This window comes from Wolbachia endosymbiont (group B) of Rhopobota naevana (genome assembly GCF_947250615.1).
Lineage (GTDB): Bacteria > Pseudomonadota > Alphaproteobacteria > Rickettsiales > Anaplasmataceae > Wolbachia.
Genome location: NZ_OX366333.1, coordinates 640700 through 658777, shown reverse-complemented (window position 1 = coordinate 658777; position 18078 = coordinate 640700). Strand labels below are relative to the sequence as shown.

Sequence of the window (18078 nt, the reverse complement as noted above, 5' to 3'; positions counted from 1 at the left end):
ACTGGTTCACTTTATAATGATGTCGTTCCAGTAGCTCTTTCTTGTCATCCCAGTACTGGGATCCAGCTTTACCTAACTATTTTTCTTGTTGGTCATTTTATTGAAAATGTTTGCTCATTTAGAATTAATTTTCCTGGATCCCAGTACTGGGATGACACCTTCCTTTATGGAATTAAGTTACAATGTTTTTACAGTAAGCGCTGGAATGACACCTTCCCTTATGGAATTAAGTTACAATTTTTGTACAGTAAGCACTGGAATCCAGTTTTCTTAACCAAAAACACTTCATTCTATAATGCAAAACCCATACTCACAAAACCCAATTCATTACTCGCAATCTTGATCCAAGTACTGGTATGACACCATCTGTTGTATCTGCTATTGAATGACAAACAGGAACTACAAAACAACCTTTGGTTCGCGAAATGGAGAATACACCTTCTTTACCTCAGATAAATGGCTACTTACTTCTGATTCACGATTTTTATAGAGAGCAGAAACATGCTGTATAATACCTAGCTTTATTTGCTCAGGAACACTATCATAACCAGCTTCATATACAACATCAGCCCTTATTATGTTCAAATAATTGAAAAATTCAATATAGCTTCCTATATCACTAAAATAATAACTAAGTTTTCTATTCTTATCAGTAGCCAATATTATTTTATTCACAGGACCATAGCTTAAATAGATTCTACGAGGTATATAACCTTCATATGAAACTTGCCACGTTTGCTTTACTAGAGACTTTTCCATATGCCACTGAGCATAATCAGTTGCCATAAAAATAAAACTTGAAATCAACTTATCATCTTCAATTCGTAAAAAAGATTTAACCTCTCCTAAAGTTACTGGAAAAGATTTAGGCTTAGACTTACGTTGTATATTTATAATTGGATACTTTAGTCTTGTTGACATAACAACCCTCCTTTTCTATATATAGCTAAAATAAGTAAGACTTATCCATAAAAAATCTTACTTATTTTAGTTATCACTTAATATTAAATTGCAGCAGCAACTCTATCGTACAAGTATATTGAGAAGAGAACGTATTAACGCTGTTTCTCCTTTTTTATTGATCAAGTTTACTAAGCCAGATTTTAGTAGATTGACATTCTGAGAATGAATGTTATTGAAAGTGGAGTTTATTTCTTTAGCAAGTAGACTGCGAAATTTCTGCACACTTTCATATGCGATATTTTCAAGTTCATGTGCAAACTTATCTTGAGCTACAGCTGATATGTCTTCAACTTTCTCATTGAACTCTTCTAGCTTTCTTTCCTTACCTTTAAAATTTTTTGCAAAAGTTTTCATATTAATTGGCCTCAACTATTCTTGTAATTATAATGACAATAAAAAGACTACCGAAGTAAAAAATTAGCACTACAATACTGCAAACAACAGCAGCACACCAAACCGGTTCACTTTATAGCGTAAATTCAAGTATGTCATTCAAGTAGCCCTTTTTTGTCATCCCAGTGCCCAGACACTGGGATCTAAGTTGCTCACAAGCAAACTAGCATAGAAAGGTGGTACAACGTTTTCGATGAGATTGCAGAAAGGCTGGATTCCAGCATCAAGTGCTGGAATGACACCCTCTATATAAACGTTAAGAAATTTACTAATAAAAAAAGGCAAAAGCGTTAGCTAGTTGTTACTCTCTCATCCTAAAAATTGGCGTTCTATACTGTATTTAAACATTTTATAAGCCCGCTTCAGCTTATATTAGGTAGAAATTATTGTGAAGACATAAAGTGCACATAGCGGAAAGATTTATAAGACGCCAACTGTATAATACTTTTGTCGTTTAATCTGAACAGATTGAAGGTAATAAAACACTTTGAATTTTATAGTAAGGAAGCTGAAAGATTTGTCAAGTAGTTTTCTTATCTTTTACAGGCATAATTTACATGCTACAATCAAATTTTCATAACTGGTGAATAAAAATGCAAAGAGATAAAATTAAAGTAGAAATAAAAAAGTTATCACATGGCAAAAGCTTGCCTCTTCCCTGTTATGCAACTATGCAGAGTGCTGGCATGGATCTTTATGCTGCATTGGACGACTCTGTTATTTTAAATCCACTTGAAAGGTTACTTATTCCAACTGGCATTGTAATTGCAATACCAAACGGTTTTGAAGGACAAGTTCGCCCACGTTCTGGGCTTGCTGCAAAACATGGAATCACTGTCTTAAATTCTCCGGGCACTATAGACTCCGATTATCGAGGTGAAGTTAAAGTTTGCCTAATCAATCTAAGTAATCAACCATATGAAATAAAAAGAGGAGATAGAATCGCACAAATCCTCATCACTCCTGTATCTCAAGTAATTTGGGATGACAGAGAAGAATTCTACACAGAAGAAACCGTCCGCAATGAAGGGGGCTTTGGCTCAAGTGGTAGGTAGTTTTTTATATGTAAGTTGACTGTATTGATTTTTTTATATATAATATTAATATATTATTAACTTATTTTAAGAGGAAATTATATCAATTTTTAAAAACCACCGTCACAAAACAAACATTGCACTTGTAGCGCTTACTTCTCTGTATGTTATAGGCACAGCAGTAGCACTTTCAACACCGTATTGGGTGTCTTCAACTTCGATTTTAGCGCCAATTGCAGTTTTTGCAGCTACACCACTTGGAATAAGTGTTTTAGCATTTGCTGCTGTTGCACTGGCTAGTTTAGCAATATATTCCATGACTAAAACTCCGGTAGTTTCTATTATCAAAAAGACAGGAGATCTATTTGTGAAAGTAAAAGATGAAGATTTTGAGTATATCAAAAAACACAACCGAAATAAGAATCCAGATGGCAGTATTATCACCGATGAGTATCTTATATATTTTAGCTTAGAAAGTAAAAGTTACTACATTACTGCTACAAGTAAGGAAATGAATAACAATGATGGATTATTAAAGATAAATTCATTAGGAAGAAAAAATGATAAATGTGAGTATGAATTAATACATGAAGAAAAGTCAAAAACGTTAGGTTTAGACTCTGAAGAAAATGATGATAAAGAACTAATCATTAGACTTGTGCCAAGCTCAATTGTTAAATCACCAGAAGCTGAACAACAAAAGAAAGGAAGATCATCACCCAACTAAGTATAAAAGGGGTAGACTAAATAAGTCTGCCCTTCATTTTTTAGTGTTAGTTATTTAAGCTTATTATAGAAGCTGTCTCAAAGTATCCGTTCAGATGCATGACTAATGTGTAAATATCGAAGCAAAAGTGGTGTCATCCCAGTGCTTGACACTGGGATCCAGTTTTCTTTACCAAAAGTGTTTCATTCTATAACGCAAAATCCATACTTACCAAACCGAATGCATTACTTGCAATCTCGATCCCAGTGTCAAGCACTGGGATGACAGAAAAAGGAGCACTGCCATCATATTGGATAACACCATTTATTTCTATAGCTGTCTTTTCTATCTTATTTTGCCACCCTACTGAACGAATACCTTACGAGAAGTTACTAAGGGTTTTTATTTAGTCTGACTGCATCCTTTACCTTATCTAACAACCCATTAATAAAGCCAATTTTGTTTGGAGCATCAAGTAAATCAGATGCAATGTTAGTATATTCATTAATAACAATTGGTGCTGGTGTATCAAAATCAATTAACTCACATACTGCAACACGCAAAATAGATAAGCTTATAAGATTTAATCGTGAAAGTGACCAGCTTGGGTGTAAATAAGACTCTATTATTTTATCATATTCTTCACTGCTTTTTATAACCTTACATAACAAGTTTTCTAAGAACTGATGTTCAAATTCTTCACATTCAAATATATCTTTCAACGTACTTATGTAGTCCTTAAGTTCACAATTTTCCAATTTAAAAGTGCTTTTGTTGTAACCTACGAAAATATTTGAGTAAGCAACTTGTACAACAAAAAATCTTGCCGTACTTCTTTTTATGCGCCACTTTTTATCTACTGGTTTTTCCTCCATTATTTTAATTTATTGTGTAGATCTATCATATGCAAAACAGTTGAGGCTGCATGGCCACCAACGTTCTTTTTATTTTTGTCAGCTCTAATTAGTGCTTTATCTTTACTATCTGCTGTGATTATTCCCATACCAAGAGGTATTGCATGATGCATAACAATTGCATTTAAGCCTTCGATTACTCCTTTACAAACGTATTTATAATGATCAGTTTCACCACGAATTACACATCCAAGAGCTAAATAACCATCATAATTAGTATTCTTGCCTTTGACCGCAAAAAGAATTGCAGCTGGTATCTCAAACGTACCAGGCGCTTTAATTATCTCGTAACCAATATTATTTCCTTTGAATTTATCAGTTGCACCCTCAAGCAAAAGGTTTGCTATTTCAGTATAATAAACTGAATTAACTATTAGTATTTTCGACATTCATTCCTACTTTTCTTGTTAAAAGCAACTTTATTAATGATTGTTGAACCAGAGTTATAATATTACTAAATATCCAATATATTACCAGGCCGGCAGGAAAAGAAGAAAAAATAAAGACAGAAATGTAAGGTAAAAACTTCATAACATTTACTTGAATATCATCTTTACTGGTTTGATCTTTCTCACTTAGCTTCTGCTGAATTATCATGGTAGCGCCGAAAATTATAGGTAAAATGCCTATAGAAATAGGAAAGTTATAATTAAACAACCCAAATAATGTAAAAATGTTTGTTGGATCAGAAGCTGAAAGATCCTTAATCCATAAATAAAAAGGGGCGTGTCTCATCTCTATAGTAACAAATAATACTTTATACAGAGCAAAAAATACTGGTATTTGTATGAGCATAGGGAAAATGCTCGACATTGGATTTACATTGTTTCTCTTGAACAACGCAATTGTCTCTTTGTGCTGCTTTAAGCTGTCATTTTTGTACAACTCTTTTATACGAGTTAATTCAGGCTGCAGGCTTTTCACCTTGAACATCGAAATATATGATCTATTAGATAAGGGAAGCATCAAAAGTTTGATTACTAAAGTTAGCAATAATATTGCTAAGCCAAAATTTTTCAAAACAAAGTTAAAATATTCAAGCAGTAAAAACACTGGCTTGGTTATAAAATAAAGTACACCAAAATCTACAGCCTTATCAAATAAAGGTATATTAAGAGTGTCTTTATAAGAATCAAGTAAATTCAACTTCTTTGCCCCAGCAAAAAAGTAGTTCAGAGTAGAAACACTTGCACCAGGGAGTATGTGTTTGTAAGGTTTAACAAAATCTACTTGAAACTTATCAATGTTATTAACATTCGTATGCTTAATACTTACATTTATTTGATCAGATTTTTCAGGTATGATAGCTGTAAACCAATATTTATCAGCAAAACCAAACCAACTTTTTTCACTTGTGCTGGCCTTTATTAAACGTTTCTTGGAAATATCCTTATATGTCCACTCCTCTAGTTTATTGTTAAATGCACCTAGTACTCCTTCATGTGATATCCAATAGGATTCGTTAATATTATCACGTTTACGATTGATTTTACCATAGGGAACCAAAACTACATTATCTTTTGTATTGTTTTCAATAATTTGCTCAACTTTAAACATGTAGTTATCGTCAAGGCTAATTTTCATTCTAAATAAAATGCCATTTTCATTATCCCAAAATAAATTGACCTCTTTTTGATTGAGTTTATCTGCTTGCCATACTGTTTTAGAATCTGGAACTTTAATCTTTTCATTCGGATCGAGCCACCCAAATTCTGCGAAATATACATCTTTTGATTCTGCAGGTGACAGTAACACCACTTGTGGAGAAGAAGAACTCGGTTCTAAGTGGTAGTTAGTTAAGATTAAGTCATCAAACCTTGCACCTTTCAGAGAAATTGATCCTTCAAGCATGTTATTGGTTAAATTAACTCTCTGTTCTCTAGTAGAATTAATAATTTCAGAACGATTTTGGTATATCATAGGAGCAAGGTCGTTAGAAGATTCGATATGTTCAATATTTTCAATCGATGGTTGGCTTTGGCTCGTGTTAAGAAAATTATCATAAATAATATGCCATAATACTATAATCAATATAGAAAGAATTGTTGCTAAAATTAAATTTTTTGCTTCTGACATGAAATTAAATCGAACATACCTCCTTAAAGTATATATTAAATATTGTACTAAAACAATAAAATTTACTTATTTTTAATAATAGCTTTTAACGCTAATCTTAAAAATTTACTCTTATGGCTTCAAATTTTAATAATATGAATGCAGCAAAAAATCTAGTTATTTGGCTACTGATAATAGTCATTACTGCAATGTTTATTGATTCACAAGGGGATAAACTAAGCAATAGGTTTCTGAGCACTTTTCTACCGTACAAAGGAAGGGTTCAAAATGGCGGAAGTATTGAATTTACAAAGTCATACGATGGACACTTTTATATTCAAGCTCAAGTCAATGATCGTAATATAACGTTTTTGCTTGATACCGGAGCAACTGATATTGTTCTATCGCAAAAAGATGCGTTACATGCTGGTATTAACTTACAAAACATTCAAGACTTTAAAATATATGAAACTGCAAAAGGTCAAATAAAAGCTGGAGTGGTTCAAATACCTCAAGTTAAAATAGGAAATTTTTTAATTAATGATGTGCACGCTAGTGTTAATACTCACTCTATGTCCCATTCATTACTTGGTATGAGCTTTTTGAGATATTTTCATTTCACTATTAGGGATAACAAGCTAATATTATATCGTAGTTAAACGTTCTATACTCTACTTATCAACGCTCTGCAGGTCAATATAGGAGCAGAGATAAATATTGCGGAACAGGTGCCGATTGCAATGCCAAAAGAAATGATTAAGCAGAAGTCTCTGACCACACCTGTACAAATCAGCACTAAAGGAAGAGCGGCAAGAAGAGTAGTACCTGAAGTTAACATAGTGCGAAATAGCGTCGAATTAATGCTGGCATCAACTACTTCACCTATTTTTGCATTTTTTCCACTTTTTTGATACTCTCGAATCCGATCATATATAACCACTGAGTTATTGATTGAGTAGCCAATTACGGTAAGGAGAGCTGCAACTGATGAAATATTAAACTCAATACTCGTTAAACTGATAAAGCCAAGAGTTAAAATCACATCATGGATCAGTGCCATTATTCCACCAAGTCCACACTGCCAGTTAAATCTAAGCCAAACATAAAAAAATATTCCAATAATTGCAATTAACATAGCTGATATCCCTTCAAATATCTGCGTTGAGCCTATTTGTGGACCAACATAATCTATTTTGCGATAAGTTACTAAATTACCTAATTTGCTCTCTAATATACTTTTAACCTTTTTAATTTTATCTTCATCTCCCTCATCTTTAAACCGCACAACTAAGTTATCACCAGCTTTTGAACTCTGTATCGTAAATCCACTCTCTTTTAATATACCGAGAATAGCATCATCCTTGCTTGAAGATTTTATCTCTATCAAAATTCCACCTGTAAAGTCTATACCCAAATTCATTCCTCGCAGCATAAAAGTAAGCATTGAAAAAATGATAAGAATAACGCTAACAAGTGCTGTCAAATTTCTATATTTACTAAATTTTATATCAAGATTATCTGGAATAAGTCTAATTGCCATATTTCCTACTTAAATTGTGATTTTATATACTTTTTAAGCAATCGACTAGCTATTTTCTCTTAGCTTATACTAATAATGATCTTTGATTTACTTAATCTACTTGAAAAAGATATTTGATCAAAAAAATGAAAACAGCCTGGTTGTCATTAATAAAGTGCTACTTAAACATCTTTTTTAATCGATTGATTTCATCAGCAAATTTTGGGTCAGTTCTTATGAAATTTTCCACTTGTTTGACTGCGTGTATAACAGTAGCATGATCTCTACCACCAAAATTTCTTCCAATATCTGGTAAACTTTTTTGCGTAAACTTCTTTGCGAAATACATAGCTATTTGTCTCGGCCTCGCAAGACTGCGGAGCCTTCTATTAGATTGCATATCTGCAATCTTTATATTGAAAAATTCAGCTATTTTTTTCTGTATTTCTTCTATTGTGATTGACCTATGATTTGACCTAAGAAGATCAATTAGGGTCTCACTAGCTGATTCTACTGTCATGCTTCTTCCAATTAAAGAGGTATGAGCAACCTTATTTAATGCTCCTTCTAGTTCTCTTATATTGGATTTTATATTCCTTGCCAAAAATTCTAGGACATCCTTGGGAACATACATATTCATTCGTTCCACTTTCGCCTGCAATATACCAAGTCTTAATTCAAAAGTTGTTTCATTAATATCTGCAACTAATCCCCAACCAAGTCGTGATTTTATTCTTTCTTCTACTCCATCAAGATCACTAGGAGACCTATCAGCTGATATAACCAATTGTTTATTTTGGTCTATCAATGCATTGAAAGTGTGAAAAAATTCTTCTTGTGTACTATCTTTACCACTGATAAATTGCACATCATCTACCATCAATACATCTACTGATCTAAATTGCTCTTTAAATAACATAATATCTTTGCTCCGCAGCGCCGTAATATATTGATACATAAATTTCTCTGCTGATAAATATACCACTTTTCTTTTTGCTGACGGAGAATTGACTATGTCCCAAGCTATAGCATGCATTAAATGTGTTTTACCAAGTCCCACTCCACCATATAGAAATAAAGGGTTGCTTCCTGATATTGGATCTATAGATTCCGCTACACGCTTTGCCGCTGTAAATGCTAACTCATTTGACTTTCCTACCACAAAATTATCAAAAGTGAATCTGGTATCTAGTGGTGAACCAAGATTATGATTATTTTCCTCTCTATTTTTTAGTATCGTATTAGAATTTGAATTTCTTTCTTCAATTAATTGAATATCAATAGAACATACACTTTGATCTTCGCTTTGCCATAATGACAATATTTTTTCCATGTAGTGAACTGTAATCCACTCCTTTATAAATCTTGTTGGTACAGACAACAAAACTTCTCCATTTCTGTTGCTGATAAATCTTAGTGAACTCAGCCAGCTGTTATATGTTGCTTCTCCATAGAGATTATGGAGATAATTTTGGATTTTTTCCCAAGTAACATTGTGGTCCGTTACTGTAATAATCTGATCAAAAAACATAGTAGAAACCTTAGGGTTAGTTAAGTTCATATACCACACCAAGAAAGAACAATAATCAGAAAGATGCAAGATAATCAATAGCTTACTGTAAGATAAAAAGCTAACACTACTTAATACATATCTAAAATTATGAGGATTTTTTGACGAGTTGTAAAGAGTATAAAAGCACTAAAATTGATCATTTTTTTGAAATAAAAACAATCAATTTGTAAATGTCGCTTGTACCGAGGATTAGAAGTATGTTATTAAAAAATAGTAATATATTATGTATAAATAAGATATTAAATTTACTGATAAATAAGTAAAGTACTTGTATAAATATAGCTGATTTAGTATAAATTTATTGAAGTAAATTTGTGATTATATTAAGTAATTTGAGTCATAATACTGTATTCGGTATTGAACTGGAGTTTTACACTGAGGGAATAAAAAAAGAATATTTATTTCTGAATAGCATCAAAAATAAAATAGCTTCTCTTGGATTTTTTTGTGAGAAAGAGAGTTCTTTAAACCAATACGAGATAAAAAGTGATTGTTATACGAGTCCTGATAATTTAATTATGCATTTTGAGTTAGTAAAAAAATTACTGATTGGAACAGCACAAGAGTTCGATGGTAATGTTTCTTTTAAAGCAAAACCTTATTTGGATAGAGCAGGCAGCGCACTAAATGTACATGTTAGCCTCATGGATTCAAATAATAATAACTTATTTTATGGCAATAAGCAAAAATATAGTGAACACCTGATTCACAGCATAGGTGGATTATGTGCAATGATGAAAAAACATATGCTATTTTTTGCTCCAAATGATGATTCATATTTAAGATTTCAGTACCCAGATATTCATACTCCAACTACGATTAGTTGGGGAGTGAATAACAGAACTGCTGCGATAAGAATTCCCTATTTTGGCAACGATTCCAAAAGATGCCGCCTAGAGCACCGTGTTCCTGGAGCAGATTGTAACCTTGAAAAAGTACTCACAGCAATAATTGAAGGTATAGTTTTTGGTATAGAGAACAAAATTGCTCCGCCAAATAGAGTGTATGGCATTGCATCTGATCCTCAATATAAGATGGAGAGTTTGATATAGCAACTACCTGTTAAACCCTAACCCATTAAACTCCTTTGAGGTAATTGGCCATTCTAGCACTTTCCTCACATCATTATTTACATTCCCATACTGTAATAGCAAGTCTGCAGCAGATAGTTTCTGCGTACTTTTAGATGATCCAAGCCCTATATTGGTAAGGTTGCTCGGTGGCTGCTCAGGAAGTGGATTACCAAGTGCATCCATGTGTTTAGGTAAAGGTTCCATAACAATATTTGTAGCACTAGAAACGAAATGACTATCTGTAGTATCAGCACTTTTAGAAAGTGAATTACCTTTGAAATCCATATGTTTAGGTAGTCCATTTTTCATTTCTTCTTCTGCTCTTTTATTTTTTAATTCTTCTTCTAGCTCAGTTTCAGTTCTTTTTGGTTCTTTTACGGTATCTTTTTCTTCACCTTCATCAACACTGCTATACCCTTCATCTTCTGACATATCATCAGTTTTAACAGACTTAGCTCCTGCTTTATTAAGCAATGAAAGTAATGCGTAAGTAACTGCAGCAGCAGTAACTATAATGGCTATCTTTGCAGCAATGTGAATCACTGTTAAAAATACTAAAGTTGATGAAACACCAACCAACCCAGATACGATCACTTTATTCTTGCCTTCTGTCACACTTAAAACTGCTACCATAATAATCCCTCAAATACCATACTAAAGTCATATTATATAGAAATTTTCTTACGCTTGCAAAATTGTAAAAATTTTAATCATTTACATAAAGCTATATGAGGATTAATTAATATATAATTTATCTTAGCTATAATATGATATAAATACGTATAATGTTTGGCATGAAAAGCTTACTTGTAGAGAGGAATAGAACAGTAATATTATTGCTTATCGTGATTTTTACCTTCGGCTCATACACTTATATAAAGATGCCAAGAGAAAGCAATCCTGATATACAGATTCCTATAATTAGTGTATTTGTCGGGTTTCCTGGTATTTCTGTCGAGGATAGTGAAAAGCTATTAGTGCTTCCTATAGAAAATGAACTAAGATCCATCGAAGGTGTAAAAGAATTGAGAGCTTTTGCAACTAATGATGGTGCTCACATGATAATCGAATTTAGAACAGAGTATAATAATAAAGAAGTGCTCGATAATGTCCGTTCAAAGCTTTTAAACATAAAATCAAAATTACCTATTGAAGCAGAATCTCCGATAATCAATGAAATAGACTTGAGCTTATTTCCGATACTAAACGTTGGCTTGATTGGTAATTTGCCGGAAAGAACTTTAACTGAAATAGCACGCAAACTAAAGAAAGAAATAGAATCTCTGCCAAATGTTCTTAAAGTTGAAGTAGCAGGTATGCGTAAAGAAACAGTGGAAGTTATAATTGAGCCCACAGTTCTAACAAAATATAACATTCAATCAAATGAGATATTTCAAGCTATATCAAACAACAACAGATTGGTAGGAGCCGGATCACTAGAAAATGATACCGGTAAATATTCGATTAAAATATCAGGGTTATTAAAAGACATAGAAGATATTATGAATATTCCTATTAGATCTCAAAGTGATGCAGTTTTGAGAATCAAAGATATAGCAAAAGTATACCTTGGGTTTGAGGATCACCAAGGATTTGCTCGTATTAATGGACTACCTAGCATTGTACTAGAAATTTCAAAACGTAATGGAAAAAACATAATAGACACGGTAAATCAAGTAAAATACTTAATGGACAAAGCAAAAGATCAATTACCTGAAAATTTAAAAGTAGTTTATTTGAATGACCAGTCAAAAAATGTACGTGATGTGCTTGACGACTTGGAAAATGGTATAATATTTGCCGTATTACTAATATTAACCATAATAATGCTCTTTATGGGAACAAGGGCTGCTATTCTTGTTGCACTATCAATACCTGGCTCCTTTCTAATAGGAATAATGGCTCTTTACCTCATGGGTATTACTCTAAATATAGTTGTGCTCTTCAGTTTAATTATGGCAGTTGGCATGCTGGTTGATGATGCAATTGTAATCAGCGAATATGCTGATAGAAAGATGATTTGTGGCATGGATAAAGTAGAAGCCTTTTGCACCTCAGTTCATGATATGTTCTATCCAGTTTTATCATCAACATTGACTAAATTAGCAGTGTTTTTCCCTCTGTTACTCTGGCCCGATACAGTCGGTAAATTTATGCAGTACATACCAATTACAATAATTCTAACTTTAACTGGATCGCTAATTATGGCTTTGGTTTTTATACCAACACTTGGTGCAATATTTGGTAAACCTTCCATAACTTCAAAAAAAGAAATAATAAGAATGAGTGCTATAGAAAGTGGTGAGATAAAAAATACTGGGCTTATAATAAGAACTTATGTACGTATGTTAGAGAAAGTCTTAGATCACCCCAAAAAATTTGTATGTGTTGTTGTGTTTGTTTTATTTTTGTCTAGTATATTATATTTTACTTTTGGTCCTGGATTAAAGTTCTTTCCGAATGTAGATTCAGATAACATTTTAATCAGCGTTAAAGTAAAAGAAAGCTTATCAGCCAAAGAACGAGATTTGATACTTAAGAAAGTAGAAGAACGTATTTTGGGTGTTGAAAAGGAAATTTATGTTTTTTATGCTCGATCAGGAAAATTTTCAGACAACGTTATTGCCAAAATTCAATTGGAACTTGTAGATTGGCGCTGCAGGCGCAAAGCTACGCAAATACTAAATGATATAAGGAGTAGTGTACAAAACATAAAAGGAGTAATAATTGATGTACAGGAACAAAAGTCAGGACCATCAGCTGACAAGCCAATACAAATTAACTTAAGCGGAAGTGCATCCAACTTGAATTCAGTAGCAGAGAAAATCCTAAAAATTATGGACCAACCTTCATCTGGATTTATAAATATTCAAGATAGTAGATCAGCACCTGAAATAGAGTGGAATATGAGTATTGATAAGAGTAAGGCTACAAGCTCTGGAGTAAGTGTTGCAACCATCGGTGATTTTATAAAAATGGTTACAAATGGAGTATTAATTGGAAAATATAGACCAAATAACGCAGATGAAGAAATTGATATTGTACTACGCTTTCCCAGAAAGAATCGCAACATGAAAACTATAGATAACCTTTTTATTAATACAGCAAATGGACCATATTCTATGAGTAGCATAGTGAAATACGTTCCCGAAAAAAAGGCAAATAAACTAAGTAGGATTGATGGATCACGCACAGTAACAATCTCTGCTGACGTTGATACTGGCTATCTTGTTGATGAAAGAGTTAAGTTCATTCAAAATTCGATTACTCAAGACTGTAGTAAAGGAGTAAAGATTGATTTCAAAGGTGATAAGGAAGATCAACAAAAATCAGGAGCATTTTTATTAAAGGCTTTTATATTAGCAATTACATTGATGATATTGGTGCTAGTGGCACAGTTTAACAACATATACTATACATTTATCGTAATGACAGCAGTGTTTTTATCAACAACATGTGTATTTTTCATTTTCTTTCTTATTCAGAAAGTTTTTGTAGTTGTCATGTGTGGAGTGGGGATAATTGCTTTAGCAGGAATTATAGTGAATAATAATATACTATTGCTTGATGCCTTTCATCAGCAAATTAAGGTGCGCAAAAATAACATTAAGCAATGTATAATAAACGCTTCAATTTCTCGCATCAGGCCAATACTACTTACCGTTGCAACTACAGTTCTTGGTTTAATACCTATGATTACTAGGTTAAATATCAGTTTTTTTACGCTACAAATCACATATGATGCTCCATCAAGCCAGTGGTGGGTTGATATTTCAGCAACCATAGCAAGTGGAATATTGGCTGCAACGGTCTTAACTTTACTCTTTACTCCGGCGTTGCTTGTCATACAAAGACATGAAAAAACTTGACTTAAATTAGCAATCATTTAACATTTAAGATAGCGTTCTTTACCTGTTGAAGCTATAATTATAACTAATTAAATTGGATTTATTTATATGATTGCTAATCGTAAAAGCAGTGTTAAGCAGAAAAGCAACAAGAATAACATAGTTGGGAGCCTTGATGTAATAAAAACAGCGGGAGAGCTCTCACTTCAAAAAGGTTTGGATTTTAATATTATAATAAATGCACTTAAAAGTGCTATCGAAGCAGTAGCTCAACAAAAGTATGGTAGCAAAAGTAAAATTGTAGTTAATATAGATAGAAACACAGGCAAAGTTACCTCATATAGACAACTAAAAGTCATTAATGATGAATCAAATGAAAATGAGTGTGACTTAATTAAGTTGACACAAGCTAAGTTAATAAAAGAAGATGCAAAAGTTGGAGATACTATTAGTGAGTTGATTTCTCTTAACACTGATCTTGTTTCAGCAAGAATTGCCCAGCAAAAGATTTCTGAAATAATCAAAAATGAAGAGTTAAAAAAGCAATATGAGGAATTTAAAGATAAGGTAGGAGAAATGAGGTATGGCATCGTTAAACAAGTAGAATATTCAGATCTTATTATAGACATAAACGGAATTGGAGCATACCTCCCTTTACGAAACTTAATTGGTGGTGAGTCATTTCGTGAAGGCGATAAGGTTAAAGCTTACATACAGGCTGTTAAGCGCTCTGACGATGGACGTCAAATCATTCTTTCTAGGACTCATGAAGGCTTTTTAGAGGCATTGTTGAATCAAGAAGTACCAGAAGTTGCTGACGGATTGATAACAATTAAAGGTATAGCTAGAGACGCTGGTTCAAGATCTAAAGTTGCTGTTTTTTCATCTGATAAGAATATCGATCCAGTAGGTGCTTGCGTTGGAGTTAAAGGAGATAGAATAAAAACTATTATACACGAATTAAACGGTGAAAAAATCGACGTCATACATTACTCATCAGATTTGGGTCAATTTGTTATTAAAGCCATTACTCCTGCAGAAGTATCAAAGGTCATTATTGACGAAAATGAAAATTGTATAGAGTTAATAGTTGCTGAAGATCAATTGAGTTTAGCTATAGGAAAAAAGGGTCAGAATGTAAGATTAGCTTCAGAGCTTGTTGGATGGAAAATTGAGATATTAAGCACTCAGCAAGAATCAGAAAGAAGAAACAAAGAATTTAGTCAATGTTCAGTTTTATTTGCTGAAGCTTTAAACTTAGAAGAGATTATGGGCCAATTATTGGTAACAGAAGGTTTTTCAAGTGTAGAAGATATATCTAACACTTCAATTAAGGAACTTGCTTCAATAGAGGGCTTCAATGAAGATATTGCAAATGAACTTCATAATAGAGCAAATAATTACCTGAAAGCAGAGAATGATAGAAAAATAGAAGAGCTAAAAAATTTAGGTATGGAAGACGATGTAATCAACTTAGCCTTATCAATAGATAATAAAATTGCTCTTAGTAAACATAATATTAAAACTTTAGAGGACATAGCAGATTTATCAAATTATGAGTTTTATAGCATACTCTCTTCCTCAACTAATAATAAAGACAATCTAAAAGATACAGCAGATTTAATAATCATAGAAGCACGTAAAAAGCTTGGATTAATATAAAAACAATATGAATAATGAAGATATCAGTAATAAAAAATTAACCCTACAAGGCTTAAGCAAGCTTAAATTAGACATTAATTTAAACTCTTTAGATAGTCAAAGTACTGGTACTACAATAGTAAAAAAAAGAAGAAAAATTCATTCTGCAGAAGAATATAGTTTATTTGACGAGAGTAAATTAGGCTCTTTAACTGAAAAAGAACAAATTTCCCGCATTAATGCTGTACAGAATGCTACTTTGCTGAAAGAAAGGAATCAGAGAGAACAAGAAGAGAAAATAAAAAAAGAAGAAAGCAATCAAGAAGCTGAAGATAAAAATGAATCACACTCTGTACCTAAAGAAATAAATAAGGAAGTTTTAAGTAATACTAACTCAGTTGAACAAAAAGAAGATAGTATTGAATATGAGAACAATGATAAAAAGTCTTTTAAAGCTAGCAAAGATATATACTCTAAGCATTCTAAGCTAGTAATTACACAGGCAATAGATGAAAGAAATGAACACCTCCCTGTATTTAAGAAAAAATTTGGTATAAGAAGTAAACAATCAAAGTTTACTAAGGGTAAAAATATAGCAAGAGAAGTTATTATACCAGACAAAATAACTATCAGGGAGTTATCTATTCGTATGGCAGAAGATAGCAAGAGTGTGCTAAAAATGCTCAAAGAAGAAGTTGGGGAGAGCTATAGAGTAGATGATCTAGTAGATCCAGATATAGCATGCGAAATAGCAAAAAAATTTAATCATACGGCTAAACGAGTAAGTGATGCTGATAAAGAAAAGAATTTACTCTTCATAAGCAACAGAGAAAACTTACCTAAAAGACCAAAACCACCTATCGTTACTTTTATGGGACATGTGGATCATGGTAAAACATCATTGCTTGATGCATTTCGTGAATCCAATGTTGCAGAAAGAGAGTCAGGTGGCATCACTCAACATATAGGTGCTTATCAATTAACGACAAAAAATAAGCAAAAAATTACTTTCATTGATACACCAGGGCATGAGGCGTTTACTGCAATGCGTGCACGTGGTGCCAATATTACTAATATAGTTGTGATAGTAGTTGCAGCTGATGATGGAATCATGAAACAAACAGTTGAAGCAATAAACCATGCAAAAGCAGCAAATGTCTCTATTATAGTTGCCATTAATAAAATTGATAAATCACAACCTGGCGATGTAGAAAGAATAATTAATAGTTTGCCTCAGTATGACCTCATCCCCGAAGAACTTGGTGGTGATGTTATAATTGTGCCAGTATCAGCAAAAAAGAAAATCAACTTAGATAAACTAGAAGAGGCAATTTTATTAATTGCTGAATTAATGACGCTAGAAGGAATAGAGGATTGTCGAGCACTTGGATGGGTAATAGAGTCCAAAATAGATAAAGCTAAAGGAATATCAGCTACATTAATAGTTGAAGAAGGGACATTAAAGATTGGTGACATATTGGTAGTTGGTACAACATACAGCAAAGTACGCAGTATGGTTAATCACCTTGGTCAAAGAGAAAAAGCGGCACTACCTTCTACTCCAGTTGAAGTTACTGGTTTAAATGGTGTACCAAATGCTGGAGATAAATTTGTTGTTGTAAACTCTGAAAGGCAGGCTCGTGAAATTGTTGAATACAGGTTAGAATTAATCAAGAAAAAGCAAGAAGATTTAGACGACAGTAATTTAGATACATTCAGTCGTAATGATAGTGAAACAGAAGAACTATCTGTAGTTTTAAAGTGCGATGTCACTGGTTCTATTGAAGCAATATCAAGCTCAATTGATAAGCTTGGTAAAGAGCAAGTGAAATTAAATATTCTACACAAAGCAGTAGGAGGAGTAACAGATTCAGATGTGCTGCTTGCAGAAGCATCAAGCGCAGTAATTTTAGCTTTTAATGTAAAAGTGGATTCAAAAATAAGAGAATTAGCAAAACAAAAAGGTATAGAAATACATACTTACAATATAATATATGAGCTTATTGAAGACATGAGGATGTATCTAACTAAAATGTTAAAGCCTGTTACACGAGAGGTTCGTGTTGGTTCTGCATCTGTAAGGCAAATATTTAATGCATCCAAAGCCGGTAATATAATCGGATGTTATGTCACTGATGGAGTTATAAAAAAAGATTCTTTAATTAAGGTAGTACGTGGCAGCAAATTGGTGCATGAAGGAAAGTTAAAAGCACTACGTAGATTTAAAGATGATGTTAAAGAAGTGGGTGTAAATTTTGAATGCGGAATATCGCTAGAGGGTAATATCGATATTAAAGTTGGAGACATTTTGGAAGCTTATCAATTAGTGCAAGAAGAAAGGACGTTATAGTAGTTGAAT

16 protein-coding genes are annotated in these 18078 nt (G+C 32.7%); 7 read left to right on the top strand and 9 right to left on the bottom strand.

Annotated features, from left to right (window positions below):
• Nucleotides 1–399: 399 nt before the first annotated feature.
• On the bottom strand, nucleotides 400–921 hold the full coding sequence (locus OOL01_RS03245) for a head-tail connector protein (RefSeq protein WP_264687130.1): 522 nt from the start codon (nucleotides 919–921) through the stop codon (nucleotides 400–402).
• A 102-nt stretch (nucleotides 922–1023) separates the two neighbouring features.
• On the bottom strand, nucleotides 1024–1317 hold the full coding sequence (locus tag OOL01_RS03240) for a hypothetical protein (protein ID WP_139686435.1): 294 nt from the start codon (nucleotides 1315–1317) through the stop codon (nucleotides 1024–1026).
• A 632-nt stretch (nucleotides 1318–1949) separates the two neighbouring features.
• Between OOL01_RS03240 and dut the strand changes: the two genes are divergently transcribed.
• Nucleotides 1950–2411: a dUTP diphosphatase gene (gene dut, locus OOL01_RS03235; protein ID WP_264687129.1), complete on the top strand. Its 462-nt coding sequence runs from the start codon at nucleotides 1950–1952 to the stop codon at nucleotides 2409–2411.
• Between the two features lie 102 nt (nucleotides 2412–2513).
• Here the strand turns inward: dut and OOL01_RS03230 are convergent, their stop codons facing one another.
• Nucleotides 2514–2708 carry a hypothetical protein gene (locus OOL01_RS03230; RefSeq protein ID WP_039833188.1) on the bottom strand — a complete coding sequence of 65 codons (195 nt, stop codon included), beginning with the start codon at nucleotides 2706–2708 and terminating at the stop codon, nucleotides 2514–2516.
• Here OOL01_RS03230 and OOL01_RS03225 point away from each other — a divergent pair.
• On the top strand, nucleotides 2707–3117 hold the full coding sequence (locus OOL01_RS03225; protein WP_264687128.1) for a hypothetical protein: 411 nt from the start codon (nucleotides 2707–2709) through the stop codon (nucleotides 3115–3117). The genes OOL01_RS03230 and OOL01_RS03225 overlap by 2 nt on opposite strands.
• A gap of 371 nt (nucleotides 3118–3488) precedes the next feature.
• Here OOL01_RS03225 and nusB read toward each other — a convergent pair whose 3' ends face one another.
• The 3 genes from nusB to yidC are packed head-to-tail and all read right to left on the bottom strand — an operon-like array spanning nucleotide 3489 to nucleotide 6086.
• Nucleotides 3489–3971 (bottom strand): transcription antitermination factor NusB, encoded by a 483-nt coding sequence (gene nusB / locus OOL01_RS03220; protein WP_064085381.1) that lies wholly within the window; start codon nucleotides 3969–3971, stop codon nucleotides 3489–3491.
• Nucleotides 3971–4399: a 6,7-dimethyl-8-ribityllumazine synthase gene (locus OOL01_RS03215; RefSeq protein WP_007302797.1), complete on the bottom strand. Its 429-nt coding sequence runs from the start codon at nucleotides 4397–4399 to the stop codon at nucleotides 3971–3973. The genes nusB and OOL01_RS03215 overlap by 1 nt, the downstream gene beginning before the upstream one ends.
• Complete coding sequence (gene yidC, locus OOL01_RS03210) at nucleotides 4377–6086, bottom strand: membrane protein insertase YidC (protein WP_007302796.1); 1710 nt, start codon at nucleotides 6084–6086, stop codon at nucleotides 4377–4379. The genes OOL01_RS03215 and yidC overlap by 23 nt, the downstream gene beginning before the upstream one ends.
• A gap of 113 nt (nucleotides 6087–6199) precedes the next feature.
• On the opposite strand from yidC, the gene OOL01_RS03205 reads away from it, so the two are divergent.
• Nucleotides 6200–6724 carry a TIGR02281 family clan AA aspartic protease gene (locus OOL01_RS03205; RefSeq protein ID WP_010401102.1) on the top strand — a complete coding sequence of 175 codons (525 nt, stop codon included), beginning with the start codon at nucleotides 6200–6202 and terminating at the stop codon, nucleotides 6722–6724.
• A gap of 5 nt (nucleotides 6725–6729) precedes the next feature.
• Here OOL01_RS03205 and secF read toward each other — a convergent pair whose 3' ends face one another.
• Together secF and dnaA are read right to left on the bottom strand one after the other, a co-directional pair.
• Nucleotides 6730–7605 (bottom strand): protein translocase subunit SecF, encoded by an 876-nt coding sequence (gene secF, locus OOL01_RS03200; protein ID WP_010401100.1) that lies wholly within the window; start codon nucleotides 7603–7605, stop codon nucleotides 6730–6732.
• Between the two features lie 157 nt (nucleotides 7606–7762).
• Nucleotides 7763–9145, bottom strand: coding sequence for a chromosomal replication initiator protein DnaA (dnaA, locus tag OOL01_RS03195; RefSeq protein WP_012481713.1), 1383 nt, complete (start codon nucleotides 9143–9145; stop codon nucleotides 7763–7765).
• Between the two features lie 326 nt (nucleotides 9146–9471).
• Between dnaA and OOL01_RS03190 the strand changes: the two genes are divergently transcribed.
• On the top strand, nucleotides 9472–10209 hold the full coding sequence (locus OOL01_RS03190; RefSeq protein ID WP_264687127.1) for a type I glutamate--ammonia ligase: 738 nt from the start codon (nucleotides 9472–9474) through the stop codon (nucleotides 10207–10209).
• A gap of 3 nt (nucleotides 10210–10212) precedes the next feature.
• Here OOL01_RS03190 and OOL01_RS03185 read toward each other — a convergent pair whose 3' ends face one another.
• The gene (locus OOL01_RS03185; protein WP_063631240.1) at nucleotides 10213–10863 is read right to left on the bottom strand and encodes a hypothetical protein; all 651 of its coding nucleotides are present in this window, start codon (nucleotides 10861–10863) and stop codon (nucleotides 10213–10215) included.
• 161 nt (nucleotides 10864–11024) lie between these two features.
• Here OOL01_RS03185 and OOL01_RS03180 point away from each other — a divergent pair, with 161 nt between their 5' ends.
• The 3 genes from OOL01_RS03180 (at nucleotide 11025) to infB (ending at nucleotide 18069) form a co-directional block, all read left to right on the top strand.
• Nucleotides 11025–14099, top strand: coding sequence for an efflux RND transporter permease subunit (locus OOL01_RS03180; RefSeq protein ID WP_264687126.1), 3075 nt, complete (start codon nucleotides 11025–11027; stop codon nucleotides 14097–14099).
• 87 nt (nucleotides 14100–14186) lie between these two features.
• The gene (gene nusA / locus OOL01_RS03175) at nucleotides 14187–15740 is read left to right on the top strand and encodes a transcription termination factor NusA (RefSeq protein ID WP_264687125.1); all 1554 of its coding nucleotides are present in this window, start codon (nucleotides 14187–14189) and stop codon (nucleotides 15738–15740) included.
• A gap of 7 nt (nucleotides 15741–15747) precedes the next feature.
• The gene (infB, locus tag OOL01_RS03170) at nucleotides 15748–18069 is read left to right on the top strand and encodes a translation initiation factor IF-2 (RefSeq protein WP_264687124.1); all 2322 of its coding nucleotides are present in this window, start codon (nucleotides 15748–15750) and stop codon (nucleotides 18067–18069) included.
• Nucleotides 18070–18078: the final 9 nt, after the last annotated feature.